Below are 17,267 nucleotides of genomic sequence, written 5' to 3' on the forward strand. Positions count from 1 at the left end.
ACAGCGGGAATGTCCCGGCCATTGTCCAAGGCCCGCCTGTCCGTACAGCAGATGCGTCCTCAGAACGCCCACAAGCTTGGGAGACGGCCTGGGCAGCGGTACCGCCGGTGGCGCTGAATCCGGTCTGCCCGGGCCGCGACGCCCGGCTAGCGGGCATGGGTGACGGTGATGCGCGGGTCGCCGCACCCGGTGGCGGTCTTCTTGATGGCGGCGCGTTCGGCGGTGTCGATGCTCAGACGCCACCGGGTCTTCACGGTGACCCAGTCGGCGAGGTAGCGGCAGGTGGCCGAAGCGGCGGGGGCATCCACTCGGCCGGATCGCGGTCGGCTTTGGACTGGTTGGCGCTGTCGTGGACGGCCAGCAGGGAACGTTCGTCGTCGAGGTCGTTGGCGTACGCCTGGCGCTCGGCCGCGGACCAGGTACGGGCGCCGGAGTCCCACGCCTCGCCGAGGGGCACCATGTGGTCGATGTCGACGTCGTCCTTGGTGGTCTGGGTGGTCTCGTCGTACCAGGACCACCAGGTTCCCGTGTTCTTGGTGATCTTGCAGCGGCCGGTCACCTCGGGGGCGGCGGTGGCTTCGTGCAGCAGGATCTCGTTGCGGGTGTTGCAGCCGTCACGGTCCTCGTCGATCCAGTGGTTGAACTGCTCGCGGCTGTAGCCTTCCCGGCTGCCTTCGGCCTGGACGGGCAGGGCAGTAATCAGGCGGGACAGGGGCGCGGTGACCGTCTGCCGCGGCGCTGCCGCCGCTGGGGAGACGGGCAGGGACAGGGCCATCGCGGGCAGAGCCGCCACAAGGACCAGCGCGGTCCGGAAACGCTTCATGCCCTCTTGGTATCCGCCCGGCTGGTGCGGTGCCCGCAGGACGGGAGTCAAGTCACCCGTCCGTGGACCAGACGGCGAGAGACTGTACGAACGCGCGGTCTCGGCCGCCGTGGCGAGCGGTGGCGAGGGGAGCCTGGGCCGGGTAGCCGGTGGTGGCCGGGACTGGTCCCCGCCAGGTCCGGTGGGCATAGATTGGCGGTCCGTGATCATGAGGGGGTTGCTGTGGCAGGGCGGGATCTGAAAGCGCTGTTCGCCTCGAACGACCGCGGGCTCGCCGCGGTCGAGGCGTTCACCAACCGCGGGGCCCAGTGGCAGGCGGTCACCGATGCGCTCACCGAGCACCTGCACCACATCAGGGATCCGGGCTTCGACGTCCAGGACCTCGAAGCCCCCCGCCGCAATGTGCTCACCTTCTACGGGGTCGGCGGCATCGGCAAGACCACCCTGTCCCGCAAGCTCGAAGCCGCCCTCGCTGCCGCCGCCGACGACGACCACCGGCCCGCACAGTGGGACCAGCCGGCCTGGCCCGCACACCCCAGGCTGCTGCCCGTCCGCATCGACCTCGCCCGCTCCGCCGGCACCGACTTCGAACGCCTCGTGCTCACCGTGCGCCTGGCCCTGGCCGCCGGCGTCGGGCGCCCGCTGCCCGCCTTCGACCTGGCACTGCGCCGCTACTGGGAGCACCACCACCCCGGCGAACCACTGGAGGAGTACCTGCGCCGCGGCGGCCTGGCCGGACGGTTCGGCAAGGCGCTGCCGCAGCAGATGCGCTCCGCGCTCGGCGACGCCGCCGCGGCCCTTGCGCTGCCCGGCTCGGTTGCCACTGCGGTCGGGCAGGTGACCGGGGCGCTGGTGCGGGCCCTGCGCGAGCGCCGCCAGTCCGTGCGGGCCCTGGCCGGCTGCGCCCGCCTGGCCGACCTGCTGGAGACAGAACCCGACCTGGAGGCGCTGTCGTACTACCCGCACCTGCTGGCCTACGAGCTCGCCCAGCTGCCCGCGGACAAGGCCGTGGTCCCTGTCGTGCTGCTGGACACGTTCGAGGACACCGGGGACCGTACGCACCGGGACCTGGAGCGGCTGATCCAGCGGGTGGTGTGGCTGATGCCCAACGCCTTCTTCGTCATCACCGGCCGCAGCCGGCTGCAGTGGGCTGATGCGGCCCTGGAGGGCCAGCTCGACTGGACCGGCCCGCAGGCCTGGCCCGGCCTGGAGGCCGCGGCCGTCCCGCACGCCCGGACCGCACCAGACGCCGGCCGTACGCGGCAGATGCTGATCGGGGACTTCTCGCCCGAGGACTGCGACGACTACCTCGCCCGCCGCCTCACTCGCGACGACGAGCCGCTGATCGGCGCCGAACTGCGGCAGGTCATCACCCGCCGTTCCCATGGCCTGCCCCTGTATCTGGATCTTGCAGTGATGCGGTTCCTGGAGATCCGCCGCGGCGGCCGGGCTCCTGAGCCGGCGGACTTCGAGTACGACTTCCCCGCCCTGATCGCCCGCACCATCCGCGACCTGACCCCCGATGAACGCCACGTCCTGCGCTCGGTGAGCCTGCTGGCCGCCTTCGACGTGCCGCTGGCCACTCGCGCCGCCGGCCTGGCCCACGAAGCCGCCGCCGTTCGGCTGAGTGAGAGGCCGTTCGTGCGCGAGGACGTCTTCGGGCTGTGGCCCTTCCACCTGCACGCCCTGATCCGCTCCACCCTGCGCAGCGCCGACGACCAGACCGACGACGCCTGGACCGCACGCGACTGGCAGCAGGCCGCTCAGCGGGCCTTCACCGCGCTCGGCGAGCAGTGGGCCACGGGCACGGCCGGGGGCCGGCTGCTGCTGGTCGGCTGCCTGCGCCAGGGCCTGGTCCTGGCCCGCGACTTCCGCCTCGACCTGGGCTGGCTCTGTGAGGCGGCCTGGCGCTACATCGCCGACTCCGTCTGGGAGCCCCTCGCCCCGCCCGCCCCGGACAACGGCACCAACACCGCCCTGCAGACGCCGGCCGACGCCCTGGTCGAGACCCTCAGTGCCCTCGCCCGGCGCCAGCACGAGCACCGCGAACGTACCGCCGAGCGGCTGTCCGCCGTCATCCGCGCCGGTCTGCTGCCCGCGGACCTGGCCGAGATGGCGGTTTACTACCTGGCCAAGGCCCAGCGTGACCTCGGCCGCACCGCCGCTTCCCGGACGGGCATGCAGCGCGTCGCCGACGGCGGCGGCCGCCTCGCCCCCGCCGCCCGGCGGGGCCTGGCCCACCTCGCTCGCCTCGCCGGCGACTTCCCCACCGCCCTCGCCGCCGCCGAACATCTCGGCTGGGAAGGCCGCCACTACCGGGTCGAAGGCGACGTTCACTGGCCTCAGGGCGACATGGACCGCGCGGCCGCCGCCTACGCAGCCGCCCGTACGGAGGCTGAAGAGCATGGTGTGGCCGGAGAGCGGGCCACCGCCCAGGCGCAGCGCGCTTTCGTCCTGGCCTTCACCGACCCCAGCCGGGCCGATGACGAAATCCATCTCGCCGAGCAGCTGCTGACCGGCCTCGACCTGCGGGCCACCGCCCTCACCACCAAGATCGCTGTGGTTGTGCGCGCCGCTGGCACCCGTATGGACCTTGACGACCATGCTGCCCGGCTGCGGGCGGACATCCGCCTCGCCGGGCTGGCCTTCGTCGAAGCCACCCTCGACCTGGCCCTCGCCTTCCACCACGCCGTCGTGAACAACCGCACCGCCCTGGGGGCCGACATCGCCCGGCTGCGTGAGGCGACCCGGGGCGGCGACTACGCGTACTACGTGGACATCGCGCACTTCATGGCCGATCTCCCGCTCGCCGAACAAGACGCTTCGTCAGCACAGTGGCTCGATGGCGCACAGACCGCCCGCACCCGCTGGAAAGCCCTGGTCACCGCTCGCCGCGAGCACCTGAACACCCTCTGAGAAGAGCCCGGCGGCCCGGCGTGGCGCTCCCCCGTTAAGAGCGCCTTCGCCGCGCCGCCTTGATTTAGCCGAGGGTCTCGACTTGGCTTTGCGTGGGCCCGTGGACGCCCGGCCGCGCGATGGAAGAAGCCCCCCAGCTCCTCGCCGAGGACCGGCCAGAAGTCGCACCCCTGTGACCACCGCAGCAGATCTTGGGCAAGCGCGACCGCTGGGGGCCGGTTCAGCGCGGAAGAGCAGCAACGATGAATTGCCCCCCGGCCTTGGCCGCCACCGAAGACCGCCGCCGCAGCACAGGCGAGTCACACCAGGCCCTGTACACCCTCCTCGGCGACCACGACCAGCCGCTCACCATTCCCGCGGCCCGCCATGCGGAGCAGGCACGGCTGGAGACCGCGGTCTTCCTCAACGTCTGCAAGCTCGGCGGCCTGTCGCGGCACCCCCTGGCCATCGTGCGCGTCCGGCCCGAGGAAGACCAGCTCACCCTCCAGCTGCTCGACGAGCCGTACATCATCCGATGCTGGATCGACTTCCTTCTTCCCCGAACCGCCGCTGACAGCGGCGATCCCCGCGACCGGATCTGCGGCGTGGCCGGGCTGCGCTACCGCCGCGAGGGCTCCACCCTGGTCCTCTACCGCCCCGGAACACCGGCCCGCATCCTCCTGACCGGCTTCAACCCGCGCTGGTGGGAACGCATCGCCGACCGCCTCAAGAAGGACTACCAGCTGCTCCAGGACCAGCCGGACTGGACACCGGGAGAGCGGGCGGCCTACACCGCCACGGTGGCCTCGGCCCGCGAGCCGGAGCAGCTCTTCTCTCCCCTGTTCCGCCGTATCCGCGCGACTGCCGGCCCAGGGCCGGTCAACAGCACCGACGCGTGGCAGGCCGTGGGAGGGAGCTTCCGGCTGGAGGCCACCGACGGCCCGTCCTGCCCCGACCTCATCCGCCTCCTCGGCGACGGTCCCACCGGGCTCGGCTGGCGGGTCGAGCACAAGATGTGCACCTGCCTGTGCGATCACACACACGGAACCTGCAACATCGACTTCCGGGATCCCGCAACAGGCAGGGAAGTGCAGTACTCGAACGGCAAATGGGGGCGTACCGCCGACGACCGCCACGCGCTGGATGAACTGAATGAGACGGCCTTCGTCTGACGACAGCACGAAGGCCGCTTCACACGCGCACCGGACGGAACAGCAGCGAGGCCCGGCAGGGCAGCATCGGCTTCGTGATGGGCGCCTGCCGGGCCTCGGAGCAGCTCCGGCACACCGGCCGGAAGCGTGTCAGCTCGCGTCGGGGCTCTTGCCCACCAGCTGCGTCAGCAGCTCCACGATCCGCGCCTGGTTGCGATCCACCTTCTCGTTCAGACTGCGCACCTCGTCAGCAAGCTGGTCGACCTTGCCCTCCAGGGCGTCGAACCGGCCGTTGACCTTGGTGAAGCCCTCGCGGACCTCCCGGCGCAGCGCGGCCTGGCCCTCGATGACCGCGGCGAAATTCCCGCCGGACTGCACCTGCAGGGATTCGACCCGGTCCTCGACGGCCACGGTACGGCGGCTGAGCGCCTCCAGCTCGGTGTGAGCGATGGGGTCCTCGGAAGCCATGTCAGTCCCTGGGTCGGCGGGCGGTACGTGCACCGTGTGATTGTCCCAGAAGCGGTGACCCCGATGGAAGCGGGACCATCCCGGCCACGGACATCGCGCACCGTAGCGCGCCGGCACCGGTCCCGCGTCATCCTCTGCCGGAGGCGGACCGCTGAGCGGGAGCTTGGACTGGGCGCTGTGCCAGGCGGTGGTGCGGGTGCTACCACGCCACAGGACCGTGAGCTCCGGCGTCGGCGCCGGGCCGGGCCGGGTGACGTGACGGAGGCTCGGTAGCCGGTTTCCGGCACAGGCGGTCAGGCCGCGGGCTCGGCCGCGCCAGGGCCCGGGCGCGGTGCGGGCCGTGGCGCCGATTCCAGCCGGGCCGCGACCGCCGGAGTGGTGATGCCGGGCAGGCAGCAGGTGAGGAAGGTGCGCATCTGCTGCTCCGCGGTGCCGGGGGTGCGGTGGCCAGCCGTCCCGGCCCACGCGCTGATCAGCAGCCCGGCCACCGCGTCGGGCTGCACGTGCGCCTGGAGCTCGCCCTCCCGGGCGGCGGCGTGCAGCGGCTGAACCTCGCCGTGGCCCGCCAGAGGGGCCACGGCGAGGTCCAGCCGTCCTGGCTGTCGGCGAGTGCGGCCAGATACGGCGCGGCCCGGACCTTCGGGTCCGTGTCGAAATGGCGGGCAGCAGCAGCTCGGCTGGCCCTACGCGGCCTGCTGGCGAGCCAGAGTGTCAGCAGCGCGGCGCCGTCCCGGAACGAACGCGTCGATCGCCCCAGCGCCGCCGCTCGGCTGTACGTCCCGGGCACGGAACTTGGCAGCGACCCGGGCGAGCTTCTCGTTGCCGGGTTTGACGTCGATCTGGAAGTGCGACTGTTTGGGCACGGTCTCGTCACCGCCCAACAGGCCGCCCCATGCGACCGCCAGACCGTAGGTCAGCACGCGGCGTCGTGAGTATGCCTTTGCGTACTGCATTTCACTACCTGATTCCGTCGTTTCAGTGCCTGGTATGCAGCCGTGCCGATGCAAATCGCTACAATACTGATTCCCGATATCACTAGCGGATTGACGTAACCGGGAACCAGGTCGAAAGTGGAATTACACTTGTTGGAGAGCGGGAAATAGCTCGCCGATCCCGCAAGATTCCGGTCCCAGTGCTGCTGATGGTCCAGCTTGCACGCTTCCTCGATGTCCCAAGGGAAGCCGGTGAACAGGCCCCAGGCGTAGACGACGAGCGTGGCGAGCAGGGAGTAGAAGGCTCCTTCGATCCAGCGGCTCACCTGTAGGCTAACCCAGGATCGCATCAGTAACCTGAATACCCACATGACAGCAATCAGCGCCATGAGGGGGACAGCGATCAATGCGGCTATCGTTGCCACTTTGTCGAGGATAGACACCTCCTGCGGAAATCGATCATCTGGAGTCGGCCAGGTCGGCAACTCCACTTTAGTTGAACCCCGGGAGATTCGGACTCGTCGGATACTCAGGTCAGTGGCGTGCCTGAGGCGGTGTGCCGGGGGCGTGTGGTCGTCCGGTGGGCGCGGAGGCGTGCACGACGGGCGCGGCGTAGGTGTGCGATTGTCCGGGTTCTGTAATGGCCGTCGCATCTTCAACCACTGCCTGCCGGGCGGGTCCACAGTGAGGTCCGCCCGGCAGCTCCGGGCATCTCGTCCTACCGGCTCCGCCTCGGGCGGGGCTATCCGCAGGAGGTTGTCATGTCTCGTTCTGCCCGTCTCGCGGCCGTCGCGCTCGGCTCGGCCGCCCTGGCCGTCACCGCGGCGCTGCCCGCCGCCGCCACCGGCGCGCACACCCTGCCCGCCCCGCACCGCTCCCCCGTCGTCATCGGCGCGGTGCAGGCCGACAGCCCCGGCCGCGACGACGGCTCCAACCGGTCTCTCAACGGCGAGTGGGTCACCGTGAAGAACACCAGCCTCCGCCCGGTCAACCTCAAGAACTGGACGCTGACCAGCGAGCGCACCCACAAGACGTACCGCTTCAAGAACCTGCGTCTGAACGGCCGCCAGGAGGTGCGCGTGCACACCGGCCACGGGCGTGACACCTGGCGCGACGTCTTCCAGGACCGCCGCTCCTACGTGTGGGACAACCGGCGCGACACCGCCACCCTGCGCAACGACCACCGCCACGTCGTCGACATCAAGCGCTGGGGCCGCCGCTGAGCACGCCAGGCCGCCTCAGCGGCCCGGACTCCAGGTGCGCCGCAGCCGAGGGGCTGCGGCGCACCGTCCTGTCCGCCTGCCGCACGAACTCGCGAACGGTTCCGGCGGGCCGGCTGCCCGCCGACGCGGGTGGGGTACCTACCCGGCGGGCAACTCTGACTACGGAGCCGGGGTGAAAGCCACCGTCGTCTTCGGGCAGCCGGCGGCGAGCTTGTGCAGCGCGTCGCGCTCCGCGGTGTCGACGGTCAGATGCCAGCGGAGTTTGGTCGAGGTCCAGTCGGCGGCGTAGGTGCAGTAGGCGGCCTTGGCGGGCGGGAGCCACTCGGCGGGGTCCTTGTCGCCCTTGGCTCGGTTCGGGCCGGAGCTGACCGCCACCAGCCCGCGCTCGGCCGTCAGGTCGTTAGCGTAGGCCTCGCGGCGCTTGGCGCTCCACTTCGACGCCCCGGAGTCCCACGCCTCCGCCAGAGGAACAACATGATCGATGTCCAGCTTCGACGGGTCGTTGACGGTCTTGCCGTCGTAGTACGACGTCCACTGCCCGCCGCTCAGCTTGCAGCCCGCGCCCTTGCGGGGCTTCTTGACCGCTTCTGCCAAGAGCACCTCCTGGCGGGCGTCGCAGCCGTTGCGGTCGGCGTCGACCCACAGCCTGAACTTGTCGCGGGCGTACCCGCGGCGGTTTTCGCGGGCGACTTTCAGCTGGTCGACCGCCTTGTCCAGGGCCAGACCGCCCGGCGCCGCCGGGGCCGATGCCTTCGGCGGCTTGGGGTCCTCCCGGGCGGTATCGGCGGAGCAGGCCGCCATGGACAGCAGCAGAACAGGGCAGGCGAGGGCCGCAGCGCGGCGCAGGGGGTGCAAGCAGGACTCCGAACCAGGTGAAACGACGTCAGGTGCTTTGAATCTACCCACCGGTGCCACCGCGTCGAACGCCGTTGAGCCGCCTCCTGCCGGACACTGCCGCGCTCCGCCTTCGGCATGCCGCCCGCGCCCACTTCGCGCAGTAAGGGGACGTGCGTTTGGGACATCACTCACGCAGGTTGTCGCGGGCCGAACGGGCCGTGAGCCGGCAGGCGCGCCGGTATCACCATGTCCGTGATCAAGATGACTGCGCGCGCCTTCGCCGGCGCCGCCCTCGCCCTGCTGCCCCTGACCGCCGCCTTCCCGGCCCAGGCCGCCGAGCCCGACGCGCCCGTCCGGTACGCGAGCCTGCACGACGGCATCGAAGCTCTCCCGCTCGCCGCCGAGTCCCGCACCGGCTACCAGCGCACCAGCTTCAAGCACTGGGTCGACACCGACCACGACGGCTGCAACACCCGGGCCGAAGTCCTGATCGCCGAATCCCGCGAGCGCCCCGAGATCGCACCGAAGTGCAAGGTCATCTCCGGCCGCTGGTTCTCCTACTACGACGGCTTGACCCTCACAGACCCCAAGGGCCTGGACATCGACCACATGGTCCCCTTGGCCGAGGCATGGGACTCCGGAGCCTCGCAGTGGACCGCGGCGCGCCGCGAGGCGTACGCCAACGACCTGCACGCCGCACGGTCGTTGGTCGCGGTCACCGCGAAGACCAACCGGAGCAAAGCGGACCAGGACCCGTCGGCCTGGCTGCCGCCGCTGGCCGATGCCCGCTGTACCTACGCCGCCGACTGGGTCTCCACCAAGCTGCGGTGGTCACTGACCGTCGACCGCGCCGAGCGGGACGCGCTGCGCCGCCTGGCCACGGGCTGCGGCCACACCTCCGTCGAGTACCAACCGGTGTAGAGAGGTCGCCCCGCCCGCCGTGCTCAGGGGGTGAGATCCAGGACGCGCACCGGCCGCCCCTCCCACTGTGCGGGCAGGGTGGTGGCGACGACCGCGCCGTCAGGGCGGTCTGCGGTGGGCTGGGCGGCGTACTGGGTGTGGGCTGCGGCCCAGGTGTCCTGGCGTGCCACGGCCAGGGCGGCCGCGAGGTCCAGGTCCAGGACGGTGATCCCGGGCAGGGCCGCGAGGTGCTCGGCGGTGCCGGGGCGGGCCCGGTCAGCTTCGACCAGTGCGCAGGCCGGGGCGTAGAGGTGCCAGCCGGGCTCGGCGTGAGCGCGGTGGATCAGCCGGGAGGCCAGGACGTTGCCCTGGCCGGCCGCGGCCATGGCCGAGTCGTCCAGGACGATGTGCATCTCGCTCACCGGCTCACCTGGGCCAGGCGCCGGTCCAGCTCGGTGTCCAGGTCCCGCTGCTCGGCCGTGGTCGGGGCGTAGCCGGTCCAGGCGTGCAGCGCGGCGCGGGCCTGCTCGGCCCGTTCGGCCCGCTCCTGCGGCGTCAGGAGGGTGTCGGCCAGGCGGGCCAGGTAGGCGCGCAGCGACAGTCCCTCGCTGGCCGCGATGGCGGCGAGGCGTTCCTTGGCTTCTTCGGAGATCCGGACGTTGGCGTCGGGCATCATCATGCTCCTTCCCATCCCTCAAGGGTACGGGTACGTACCCGTACCCGTCACGCCAGGCCGAAGGCGAAGCCGCCGCAGAACAGCGCCGCGGCGGTGGCCGTTGCCCAGCGGACAGCGGGGATGCGCACCGGCTGCTGGGAGGGGGCGGCCGACGCGGCGGCTGTGTCCGCCGCAGCCGCGTGCGGTGCCGGTGCGGTGTCCGCGCCGAGCCGGAGTGCGGGTTCTGAGGGGCCGGGCACGGAGAGGTGCCGGATGCGCGGCAGGCGTCGTACAGCGCCGGCTTTGGACAAGGTCTTGGCGACGGGCTGCCCTTCCCAGACCAGAATCTCCACGCGTCCGAGTGGGGCCAGGGCAGCGAAGGCGGCGTCGGCGGAGGCGATGACGAAGCGCCGGGTGCCGGCGGCCGCAGCGGCATGCGCCTGAACGAGCAGCAGGCGGTCGGCAGCGTTCTTACCGGCATCGACCAGCAGCAGGCGTACACCGCGTTGTTGCAGACCGCTCGCGACGCCGGGACGGATGCGGCCCCGGGCACAGGCGGCGATCGTCTGGTCCAACGGGCCGGTGTGCCGCAGCATGGCGTCCATCCGGGCGGTCGCGGTCGCCGGCTGGGCGTTCGCGCCGATCACGTTCTCCACGTCGATCAGCAGCACGGCCGGGACCGCAGTGCGGGGCAGGGCGCTCACGAGGGGGCCCTTCTGGGCGAGGGGCGCAAGGCGGTCACGGTCTGCCCGAGGTGCGCATGGTTCCTGACCGCGGTTTGGGGGGCTTGACAGCCGGATTGCTGCCTTCCGAGGGTGCGGCGAGCTGCTGGTAGATGCGGCCGACGTAGCTGGAGCTGCGCGTAGCGCCGGCGGCAGTGGCGCGCACGCTCCAGCCGTTGTCCCACCCACGCCGGATGTATTCGTATGCCTGTTCATGGTCGAGACGCCCCGTGGGCGGGGAGGCGGTGGCAGGAGGGAGGTGCTCGCCGGCCTGCTGAACCGGAGCCGGCCCCGCAGGGGACGCAGCGCCTGCGGACGGCAGCTGGAACGCATCATGCAGTACCGCGAGAACCCGCTGGCTGACGTGCGCCAGGGGCGACTCGGGTGACTGCCGGATGAGTTCTTCCAGCACTTCGACGCAGGCCCGGACCGCCCCGTCCTGCAGGGCGGCCAGTGCCCGCTGAACTGCGGGGGATGCGGCGTATGGGTTGGGTGGCATGTATAGACAACGCTGGGACTCGCGGCCCGGTCACTTGCCGTCGCGCCCAGCTGCCCCGACGCACGTGCCGGAATTGGTGCCGTTCGGCCGCCCACGCTCGACGGTGCCCAGTCGCCGAGCGGTGTTGCGCGGTTCACCTGCCCGAGCCACCCGCCGACTGGTGATGTTGACCGAAGCTCGCTGCCCACGACCGGACCGAATGTATGGAACCTCACACCTGCCGGTCCCCTGGCCTTGCCGTCTTTGGCGCGCACCGCTCAATGGCCGGAACCGCGCTGCGCGTTCACCGTCACATGCTGGCCAATCCCGCCCGGACCGGTTACTAACGCCTGCCCGGCCTGTCACTCTCGTACCACACGGATGGCCCATACACGAAAGGGATCCGAGATGCAGTCGATCACCCGGTTAGCGTCCCGTGCCACCGTCCTGGCGACCGCCTTCGGAGCCGCCGTCGCTCTCGCCAGCGGCCCCGCCAGTGCCTCGCCCAGTCTCAAGGGCTGGTCCCCGCAGTGCGACTGGGGCAAAGCCTGCATCCGCCTCGCGTCGGACGCAGGACGGTGGTGGAACCTGAACAGCTGCGGCTACAACCCCATCAACGACCGCTACTCCTGGGCCAAGGCCCACGGCAACGCCTTCACCGTCACCTACGTCAACGGCACATGGGACCGGGTCGAGGCATGGACCGAGCGGCCGCTGGACGGCAACAACACGGTCATCAGGGTGGACGTCCACTGCTGAGGCCGACAAGCCAGCAGGGCGGACAGCGCCATGGCTGCAGAGGCCGTGTTCTGGCCACTGCTCGACTTGCTGACCGCCTTCGGTGACCCGCTCACCGCTTTCCTTCAGCACCTCAGCACCGCCGAGGCCGGGGCTCCGCCCCCGCCCGCTCCGGCCTCGGTCACCAGCACGGTCCACCGACGGCCGAGCGTAACTACTTCCTCCAGCAGGCCGCCGACGCCATCGAGGAAGAGACCAACGCCGTCACCCTCGGTATCGGCCCGTACAGCGAACTCGGTGACGCCGAGGAAGCCGCGGCACTGAAGCTGTTCACCCAGCGGGTGGAGAACCACCGCAACGAGCAGCGGCGCCGCCAGCAGCAGCCGGACCAGCCCGCCGACCAGGCTGCCCGGCACCAGCCAGCCACCAGCGTCATGACGTCCCCGCGCGACCGAACCGGTGCGGCCAGGGCCGCAGCGAGAGCCGCCTCTCAACTCCTGCCGGCCCGGCCTTCGCGCTGCTCCTTCGGAAGTACGTCTGGCGTGCCGCCCGCGGAAAAGCCGACCGGGCGCGCTATCGAGGGCATATGGAATCGGATTACCCCACCTTGTTCGAGGTCTTCCGGCGCACCGGCGTTGTTGAGCGGGAGGCGTTTCGTCTGTCCACCTTTGCCACGCGCACCGGTGCGGAGACCGGCGGGATCGACGCGCACGACTTCGCCCACGAGGTCCTGCGCGCTCTGCGGCGCTGCCGGGACGAAGGCGGGTTCTGCCCGCGGTGTGACGATGGCGCTCCGGCCTGACCGGAGCCGCGCCGACTACCTGGGGCGTGTGGTGCCGAGCTGCTCGACGTGGCAGTAGGTCTCGCGCAGGTATTCGTGCACGGCCTGCTCCGGAATACGGAAGGACCGTCCGACCCTGATGGCCGGCAGATCGCCGGAGCGGACCAGCCGGTACACCGTCATCTTGGAGACACGCATGACGGTGGCGACTCCTGCGACCGTCAGGAATACGACGTCGTCGAGGGGACGCTGGCTGGCTCCGTGCGGCGGTGCGCAGGGCTGGTTCCTGCCGTCTTCTTCACCGGGCCGGAGGTCGTGGCGTGTGGCTTGACGGCGGCGGAAGCGCAGGTAGCGCTCCTGCACGGTGCCCTGTTCGTCCGCTGCCGCATCGAGGGCTTCACCGGCGGCCTGGAAGCGGTCACGAAGGCTCATCGGAGTTCCTCCCCCTCGTCGTCTTCGCCCAGCAGGGAACCGAGCGCGCTGCACGCATGGTGCACGTCCGACTTCACCGTGCCGGTCGCCAGCTCCATGATGTCAGCGATGTCGGCGCATTTCAGGTCGTAGAAGTAGTAGAGCGTGACGGCCTTGGCCTGCTGGGGCGGCAGCTTGCGGACGACTTCGACGAGCACCATGGAATCCGTGCGGGCGGCGTACTCGTCGCGGTGCGCCGCCGGCCGGTCGGGCAGGTCTTGCGGGGCAGTGGTGATGCCCTGCCGCAGACGCGCCTCGTGGGCGTCGTGCAGCCGTTGGCCGGCGACCTTGAACAGCCAGGCCTTGGGCTTCTCCAGCTGCCGGACGCGCAGCCAGTGCCGGTGGGCACTGATCATCGTCTTCCGGGCCGCGTCCTCGATGATGGAGCGGCCTCCTTCCAGCCACAGCAGGTAGCGCCGTACCTGTGGCTCCCATATCGCCTGGACTGGTGCCAGCTCGACCCCAGGTGCGAGGACCACCCCGGCAGCTAGCCGACCGTGTCTCACCCTGCGGAGCTGCGGAGGTCGGGACCGCGCAAGTGGAACGGAAAGGAAAGGCCGTCACGCCGCTTGCACAGTCCCGCCGGGGCGAGATGCCGCGGCTGTGGGATATCCGGCACCTCACCGGGCGGGTGCCAGATCACTACCTGTGTGCGGAGCCCGTCCGGTCGGGCAGCCGGTCGTTGCGGACCCGGTAGATGCCCGGGGCCACCTCGTCGGACTCCTCGGCGATACTCGCGGCAAGGTAGCCGGGCCAGCGGGTGCCGGCATCCCAGGTGGCCCCCCTCGGAGCGGCCATGGCCACAGCACAATCCAGCTGTGCGCCAAGCAGGCGGGCGTCGAGCAGGAACGCATCGCTTAGGTCCGCTGCGGTCAGATCCGCACCGGTCAGGTCCGCCTTGTGCAGGTCCGCCCGGTGGAGGTTCGCCTCGCGCAGGTTCGTCTCGCGCAGCCCTGCGCGTCGCAGGTCTGCGCGACTGAGGTCTGCGGCGCTTAGGTCCGCCTCGCTCAGATTCGCGCCTTTCAGCTCCGCACCCCGCAGGACTGCTCGGCACAGGCGCGCGCGCTGCAGCCGTGCCCCGCCCAGGCGTGCCTCCCGCAGGTCCGCACCGCTCAAGTCCGCGCCGGTCAAGTCCGCGCAGAGCATCGACGCTTCGCTCAGGTACCCGTCGCTCAGGCAAGCGCCGGTGAGGTTCGCGCCGGACAGGTACGCCCGATGCAGCTCTGCCTCGCGCAGGTTCGCGCCGCTCAGGTCCGCACGCGACATCCGCGCGCGGTTCAGGTTCGCGCCGCTCAGATCTGCGCCGCGCAGGTCCGCACGGATCAGAAAAGCCCGCTCCAGCTGTGCGCCGGCGAGGTCCGCGTGAGCAAGGTTGGGCCGCTTGAGCCCGTCTGGGCGGTCATTGAGACGTACCGCCTCGGAAACGGGCGCGCGGGGCGCTTCCTCTGCCTGGGCCTGCTGCGCGATGGCCTGCGCGGTCTCGGTGATGGCGGTGCCGGACGCGTTGCGGCAGGCGAGGTAGAGCAGTCCGCGCAGAGCGGCTTCGTGCTGCTGGCGCTCGTCGTCCGTCACCACGTCTCCAGGGTAGGCCGGTGCCTCATCGTGCCGCCTGTCCTTGCTGCTTGACGCAGATGGGGCAGCGGTAGTCCGGCTGGCTGCTGACGGCCAGCAGGAACCCGACGGCCGCGTTTTCGGCCCGGCGCACCACTGGCTTTCCGCTGCCGGGGGCGGGAGGCGCTGCCGCGCCCATGATCGTTTCGATCAGGCAGGTGAAGTGCCGCTCCGCCCATTTCCAGTCGGGACCGGCATCCGGTTCACCGGAGCGCAGAAGGTGGCGTGCGCCGAACGCCACGACCGCTTCCCGGACCGCCCCCTGGTCGTCCTGTTCGTAGAGGTCGTGCAGTGTGATCACTCGCCGCTCCCGCAGGAGGGCGGCGCATCCGGGGGCTGGGTCAGGCGGCGCAGTTCGCCGAGGACCTCCTCCAGGTCGTGGGCGTGGTGCGCCTGGATCTGTTCGGTGATGACGTAGCCGGCCGCGCCTCCGATGACGGCAGGGACAGCGGCCCAGCCGGCCAGGGACAGCGGCCACGCGCACCACTGGGGCCGCACGGCCGCAGGGGAGGTCATCCCGGCCAGCACCTCATAGGCATCCGCCCAGCCGATCAGGGTCCCGTTGAGCACGTACAGCGCCGCACACCCCGCGAGCACGGTCATGCCGCGGGTGAGCAGCCAGAAGCCGAACCGGGGCAGCGCGTGCCGGTCGGCCCACCGTGCCCGCAGCCGCTGCCGTCGTCCGGGTGGCGGTGGCCCGCCGTGCGGCGGTGGAGGGGCAGAAGACATCCCGCTCACCTTAGAGCCACGCACCCCGCCACAACCGGCGAATGACTACCGCCGGGACGGGCATGGGCGGCGGACCGGCTGCCGTCCGGGATCCAGGGCGATCCGCGGTGCGGGGCAGTACTCCTGCACCAGCCACTGCCGGGTGAGCGCACGGGTGAGCGAGCCGGTTGAGTGTCCATTTGATGATGGCGGCCCCTGGTGAACCGGGCATGGAGGAGATCCGGTCAACCCGCCTCAGCGGGCCTTTGGAGTGGAGCCGCCTTCGGGACCACGGCCGCTGTTCCGGCTTCACGCGCTGCGCGCTCCGCTCGGGCACGGCGCAGGGCCGCGGCGTGGGAGATGTCGGCCTGGCGGCGGCGCTCGGTGCGCGCCTGCTCGATCGAGGCCGGCGCATCGCCGGGGATGACGTCGGGCTCGGGGAACGCTCGGCGGGACAGCTCGCGCATCGCCTTGGTCTGCCGCTCCATCGCCTTCGCGATGGCCGGGTTCACCCGGGACGGCGGGCGCGGCCGCGGTAGTGGCGGGGCCGGTCTTCAGGGGCGCGGGCGCCAGGACGTGCAGGGCGCGGACGTTCGCGTCGGGTGCCCGCCCGTTGGCCCCCGCGATCAGCTTCGGGGCACTCCAGCGCAGCTTCGTGCCGACGGCCGGGGCGGCGGGGACGACGTCGAAGGCGGCGAGGAGGGGATCCGCCGGCGGCCGGGGCGACCAGGCCGCGCTCGGTCATCATCATGCCGATCGCCGCACCGAGCCCGAGCGGCTCGCGGCCGTCACGGCGTACGGCGGTGCGCCGCTTCGGCTTCTTCGTCTGGGTGGCGCTGTTCTTCTTTGTCGCTTCCCGGGCCGCGACCAGGGCCTGGCGGGCGAGGTCGACGCCGCTCAGCTCGCCGGTCAACTGAGTGGCCGAAACGCGCGGCGCCCTACCGCAGGTACCGCTGGGGCCACGATGAGAGCCAGCCGGACCAAGACCGCTCGAAGGGGGAAGAGTGCGAAACCCGGACGCTGTCCGACACGAATGTGGCGACTGCGGCGCGACGACAAAGGTCAACACCCGACGGCCCGCGGATGGAATCACCGCAGGGTGTAACCGCCGTCGGGATAGAGGGTGGAACCGGTCGTGAAGCCGTTGGTGAACAGGAACATCACAGCGTGGGCGATGTCGTCCTCGGTGCCCAGCCGGTGCAGGACCGTGTCCCTGCGGTACTGCGCGAAGGCGCCTTCACGGTCTGCGGCCGGACGCTGCGCCCAGAGGTTGCCGTCGATGGTGCCGGGCGAGACGACGTTGACGCGCACCGGTGCGAGTTCGAGGGCCAGCCCCCGTCCGAGTCCTTCGATCGCCGCGTTGCACGCGGCATAGGCGGGTGCGGGCGCCGGGGGCCGGGCCCCTGCGGCACCGGACATCAGTACCACGGAGCCATCCGCCGCCAGCTTGGGCGCGGCACATCGCACGGCGTGGTACTGGCCCCAGAACTTGGAGGCGAACGGGCTTGCCGCCGCTTCGTCGCTCAGTTCCAGCATCGGGCCCACCTGGTAGGAGGCGGCGGAGGTGAACAGGTGGTCCACGCGGTCGAGTTCCGCGAAGAACGCCGTGAGCGAGGCGCCGTCTGTGACGTCCACGGTCCGCCAGGTCGCCGAGTCCCCCACCCGCTCCGCTGCGGCGGCCAGGCGCGCGGGCGTGCGGCCTCCCAGGACGACGCGAGCGCCGGCTGCGGCCGCATGATGCGCGACCCGCAGCCCGATGCCCGTACCACCGCCGATCAGGACGACCGTGCGCCCTTCGAGGCGCCCGTCGTGGCGGGTTTCAGCATCAAGAGGCAACTGGCTCATGGCGGTTCCTTGTCGGTGCAGCGCATATA

At 71.1% G+C, this 17,267-nt stretch carries 24 protein-coding genes; 7 read left to right on the forward strand and 17 right to left on the reverse strand.

Annotated elements, in window-relative coordinates; translation table 11 throughout:
• Positions 1 to 250: 250 nt before the first annotated feature.
• A complete protein-coding gene (locus JXZ78_RS23430) occupies positions 251 to 823 on the reverse strand; it encodes a GmrSD restriction endonuclease domain-containing protein (RefSeq protein WP_308281060.1) in 573 nt (190 codons plus the stop codon).
• Between the two features lie 222 nt (positions 824 to 1,045).
• On the opposite strand from JXZ78_RS23430, the gene JXZ78_RS23435 reads away from it, so the two are divergent.
• Positions 1,046 to 3,739, forward strand: a complete 2,694-nt coding sequence (locus tag JXZ78_RS23435) for a hypothetical protein (protein WP_030019404.1) — start codon at positions 1,046 to 1,048, stop codon at positions 3,737 to 3,739.
• A 242-nt stretch (positions 3,740 to 3,981) separates the two neighbouring features.
• Complete coding sequence (locus JXZ78_RS23440; protein WP_167745408.1) at positions 3,982 to 4,890, forward strand: hypothetical protein; 909 nt, start codon at positions 3,982 to 3,984, stop codon at positions 4,888 to 4,890.
• A gap of 129 nt (positions 4,891 to 5,019) precedes the next feature.
• Here JXZ78_RS23440 and JXZ78_RS23445 read toward each other — a convergent pair whose 3' ends face one another.
• The 4 genes from JXZ78_RS23445 to JXZ78_RS23460 form a co-directional block, all read right to left on the reverse strand.
• Positions 5,020 to 5,337: a hypothetical protein gene (locus JXZ78_RS23445; protein WP_030019402.1), complete on the reverse strand. Its 318-nt coding sequence runs from the start codon at positions 5,335 to 5,337 to the stop codon at positions 5,020 to 5,022.
• Positions 5,338 to 5,630: 293 nt separating this feature from the next.
• A complete protein-coding gene (locus JXZ78_RS23450) occupies positions 5,631 to 5,915 on the reverse strand; it encodes a hypothetical protein (RefSeq protein WP_030019401.1) in 285 nt (94 codons plus the stop codon).
• A 105-nt stretch (positions 5,916 to 6,020) separates the two neighbouring features.
• On the reverse strand, positions 6,021 to 6,257 hold the full coding sequence (locus JXZ78_RS23455) for a hypothetical protein (RefSeq protein WP_030019400.1): 237 nt from the start codon (positions 6,255 to 6,257) through the stop codon (positions 6,021 to 6,023).
• Positions 6,251 to 6,694, reverse strand: coding sequence for a hypothetical protein (locus tag JXZ78_RS23460; RefSeq protein WP_157851536.1), 444 nt, complete (start codon positions 6,692 to 6,694; stop codon positions 6,251 to 6,253). Before JXZ78_RS23460 ends, JXZ78_RS23455 begins: the two co-directional genes overlap by 7 nt.
• Positions 6,695 to 7,030: 336 nt before the next feature.
• On the opposite strand from JXZ78_RS23460, the gene JXZ78_RS23465 reads away from it, so the two are divergent.
• Entirely contained in the window at positions 7,031 to 7,492 is a 462-nt protein-coding gene (locus tag JXZ78_RS23465; protein ID WP_238783321.1) for a lamin tail domain-containing protein, read from the forward strand.
• A gap of 159 nt (positions 7,493 to 7,651) precedes the next feature.
• On the opposite strand, the gene JXZ78_RS23470 is transcribed toward JXZ78_RS23465, so the two are convergent.
• Positions 7,652 to 8,347 carry an HNH endonuclease family protein gene (locus JXZ78_RS23470; RefSeq protein WP_033037423.1) on the reverse strand — a complete coding sequence of 232 codons (696 nt, stop codon included), beginning with the start codon at positions 8,345 to 8,347 and terminating at the stop codon, positions 7,652 to 7,654.
• Between the two features lie 234 nt (positions 8,348 to 8,581).
• Here JXZ78_RS23470 and JXZ78_RS23475 point away from each other — a divergent pair, with 234 nt between their 5' ends.
• The gene (locus tag JXZ78_RS23475; protein WP_030019396.1) at positions 8,582 to 9,250 is read left to right on the forward strand and encodes an HNH endonuclease family protein; all 669 of its coding nucleotides are present in this window, start codon (positions 8,582 to 8,584) and stop codon (positions 9,248 to 9,250) included.
• Between the two features lie 23 nt (positions 9,251 to 9,273).
• Here JXZ78_RS23475 and JXZ78_RS23480 read toward each other — a convergent pair whose 3' ends face one another.
• From JXZ78_RS23480 to JXZ78_RS23490, 3 genes are read right to left on the reverse strand one after another with little or no spacing between them, the layout of a single operon-like run.
• A complete protein-coding gene (locus JXZ78_RS23480) occupies positions 9,274 to 9,642 on the reverse strand; it encodes a PIN domain-containing protein (protein WP_030019395.1) in 369 nt (122 codons plus the stop codon).
• A gap of 5 nt (positions 9,643 to 9,647) precedes the next feature.
• Positions 9,648 to 9,902 (reverse strand): hypothetical protein, encoded by a 255-nt coding sequence (locus JXZ78_RS23485; RefSeq protein WP_030019394.1) that lies wholly within the window; start codon positions 9,900 to 9,902, stop codon positions 9,648 to 9,650.
• 50 nt (positions 9,903 to 9,952) lie between these two features.
• Positions 9,953 to 10,588 (reverse strand): hypothetical protein, encoded by a 636-nt coding sequence (locus JXZ78_RS23490; RefSeq protein WP_030019393.1) that lies wholly within the window; start codon positions 10,586 to 10,588, stop codon positions 9,953 to 9,955.
• Positions 10,589 to 11,492: 904 nt separating this feature from the next.
• On the opposite strand from JXZ78_RS23490, the gene JXZ78_RS23495 reads away from it, so the two are divergent.
• Positions 11,493 to 11,843 carry a hypothetical protein gene (locus JXZ78_RS23495; protein ID WP_030019392.1) on the forward strand — a complete coding sequence of 117 codons (351 nt, stop codon included), beginning with the start codon at positions 11,493 to 11,495 and terminating at the stop codon, positions 11,841 to 11,843.
• Positions 11,844 to 11,947: 104 nt separating this feature from the next.
• Here JXZ78_RS23495 and JXZ78_RS23500 read toward each other — a convergent pair whose 3' ends face one another.
• Complete coding sequence (locus tag JXZ78_RS23500) at positions 11,948 to 12,238, reverse strand: hypothetical protein (RefSeq protein WP_030019391.1); 291 nt, start codon at positions 12,236 to 12,238, stop codon at positions 11,948 to 11,950.
• Positions 12,239 to 12,408: 170 nt separating this feature from the next.
• Here JXZ78_RS23500 and JXZ78_RS23505 point away from each other — a divergent pair, with 170 nt between their 5' ends.
• The gene (locus tag JXZ78_RS23505) at positions 12,409 to 12,624 is read left to right on the forward strand and encodes a hypothetical protein (RefSeq protein WP_030019390.1); all 216 of its coding nucleotides are present in this window, start codon (positions 12,409 to 12,411) and stop codon (positions 12,622 to 12,624) included.
• A 15-nt stretch (positions 12,625 to 12,639) separates the two neighbouring features.
• Here JXZ78_RS23505 and JXZ78_RS23510 read toward each other — a convergent pair whose 3' ends face one another.
• From JXZ78_RS23510 to JXZ78_RS23535, 6 genes are all read right to left on the reverse strand, one after another.
• Positions 12,640 to 12,828, reverse strand: a complete 189-nt coding sequence (locus JXZ78_RS23510; RefSeq protein ID WP_050502322.1) for a helix-turn-helix domain-containing protein — start codon at positions 12,826 to 12,828, stop codon at positions 12,640 to 12,642.
• 203 nt (positions 12,829 to 13,031) lie between these two features.
• Positions 13,032 to 13,553 (reverse strand): RNA polymerase sigma factor, encoded by a 522-nt coding sequence (locus JXZ78_RS23515; protein ID WP_050502317.1) that lies wholly within the window; start codon positions 13,551 to 13,553, stop codon positions 13,032 to 13,034.
• 163 nt (positions 13,554 to 13,716) lie between these two features.
• Positions 13,717 to 14,649 (reverse strand): pentapeptide repeat-containing protein, encoded by a 933-nt coding sequence (locus JXZ78_RS23520; protein WP_078624137.1) that lies wholly within the window; start codon positions 14,647 to 14,649, stop codon positions 13,717 to 13,719.
• Between the two features lie 22 nt (positions 14,650 to 14,671).
• On the reverse strand, positions 14,672 to 14,986 hold the full coding sequence (locus tag JXZ78_RS23525; protein WP_030019386.1) for a hypothetical protein: 315 nt from the start codon (positions 14,984 to 14,986) through the stop codon (positions 14,672 to 14,674).
• Complete coding sequence (locus tag JXZ78_RS23530; protein ID WP_030019385.1) at positions 14,983 to 15,414, reverse strand: DUF6313 family protein; 432 nt, start codon at positions 15,412 to 15,414, stop codon at positions 14,983 to 14,985. The genes JXZ78_RS23525 and JXZ78_RS23530 overlap by 4 nt, the downstream gene beginning before the upstream one ends.
• 224 nt (positions 15,415 to 15,638) lie before the next feature.
• Positions 15,639 to 15,905 carry a hypothetical protein gene (locus JXZ78_RS23535; RefSeq protein ID WP_238783322.1) on the reverse strand — a complete coding sequence of 89 codons (267 nt, stop codon included), beginning with the start codon at positions 15,903 to 15,905 and terminating at the stop codon, positions 15,639 to 15,641.
• Positions 15,906 to 16,142: 237 nt separating this feature from the next.
• Here JXZ78_RS23535 and JXZ78_RS23540 point away from each other — a divergent pair, with 237 nt between their 5' ends.
• A complete protein-coding gene (locus JXZ78_RS23540; RefSeq protein ID WP_238783323.1) occupies positions 16,143 to 16,310 on the forward strand; it encodes a hypothetical protein in 168 nt (55 codons plus the stop codon).
• A gap of 172 nt (positions 16,311 to 16,482) precedes the next feature.
• On the opposite strand, the gene JXZ78_RS23545 is transcribed toward JXZ78_RS23540, so the two are convergent.
• Positions 16,483 to 17,238 (reverse strand): SDR family oxidoreductase, encoded by a 756-nt coding sequence (locus JXZ78_RS23545; protein WP_033037422.1) that lies wholly within the window; start codon positions 17,236 to 17,238, stop codon positions 16,483 to 16,485.
• Between the last annotated feature and the right edge of the window lie 29 nt (positions 17,239 to 17,267).

The organism is Streptomyces monomycini (genome assembly GCF_022271435.1).
Classification (GTDB): Bacteria; Actinomycetota; Actinomycetes; order Streptomycetales; family Streptomycetaceae; genus Streptomyces; species Streptomyces monomycini.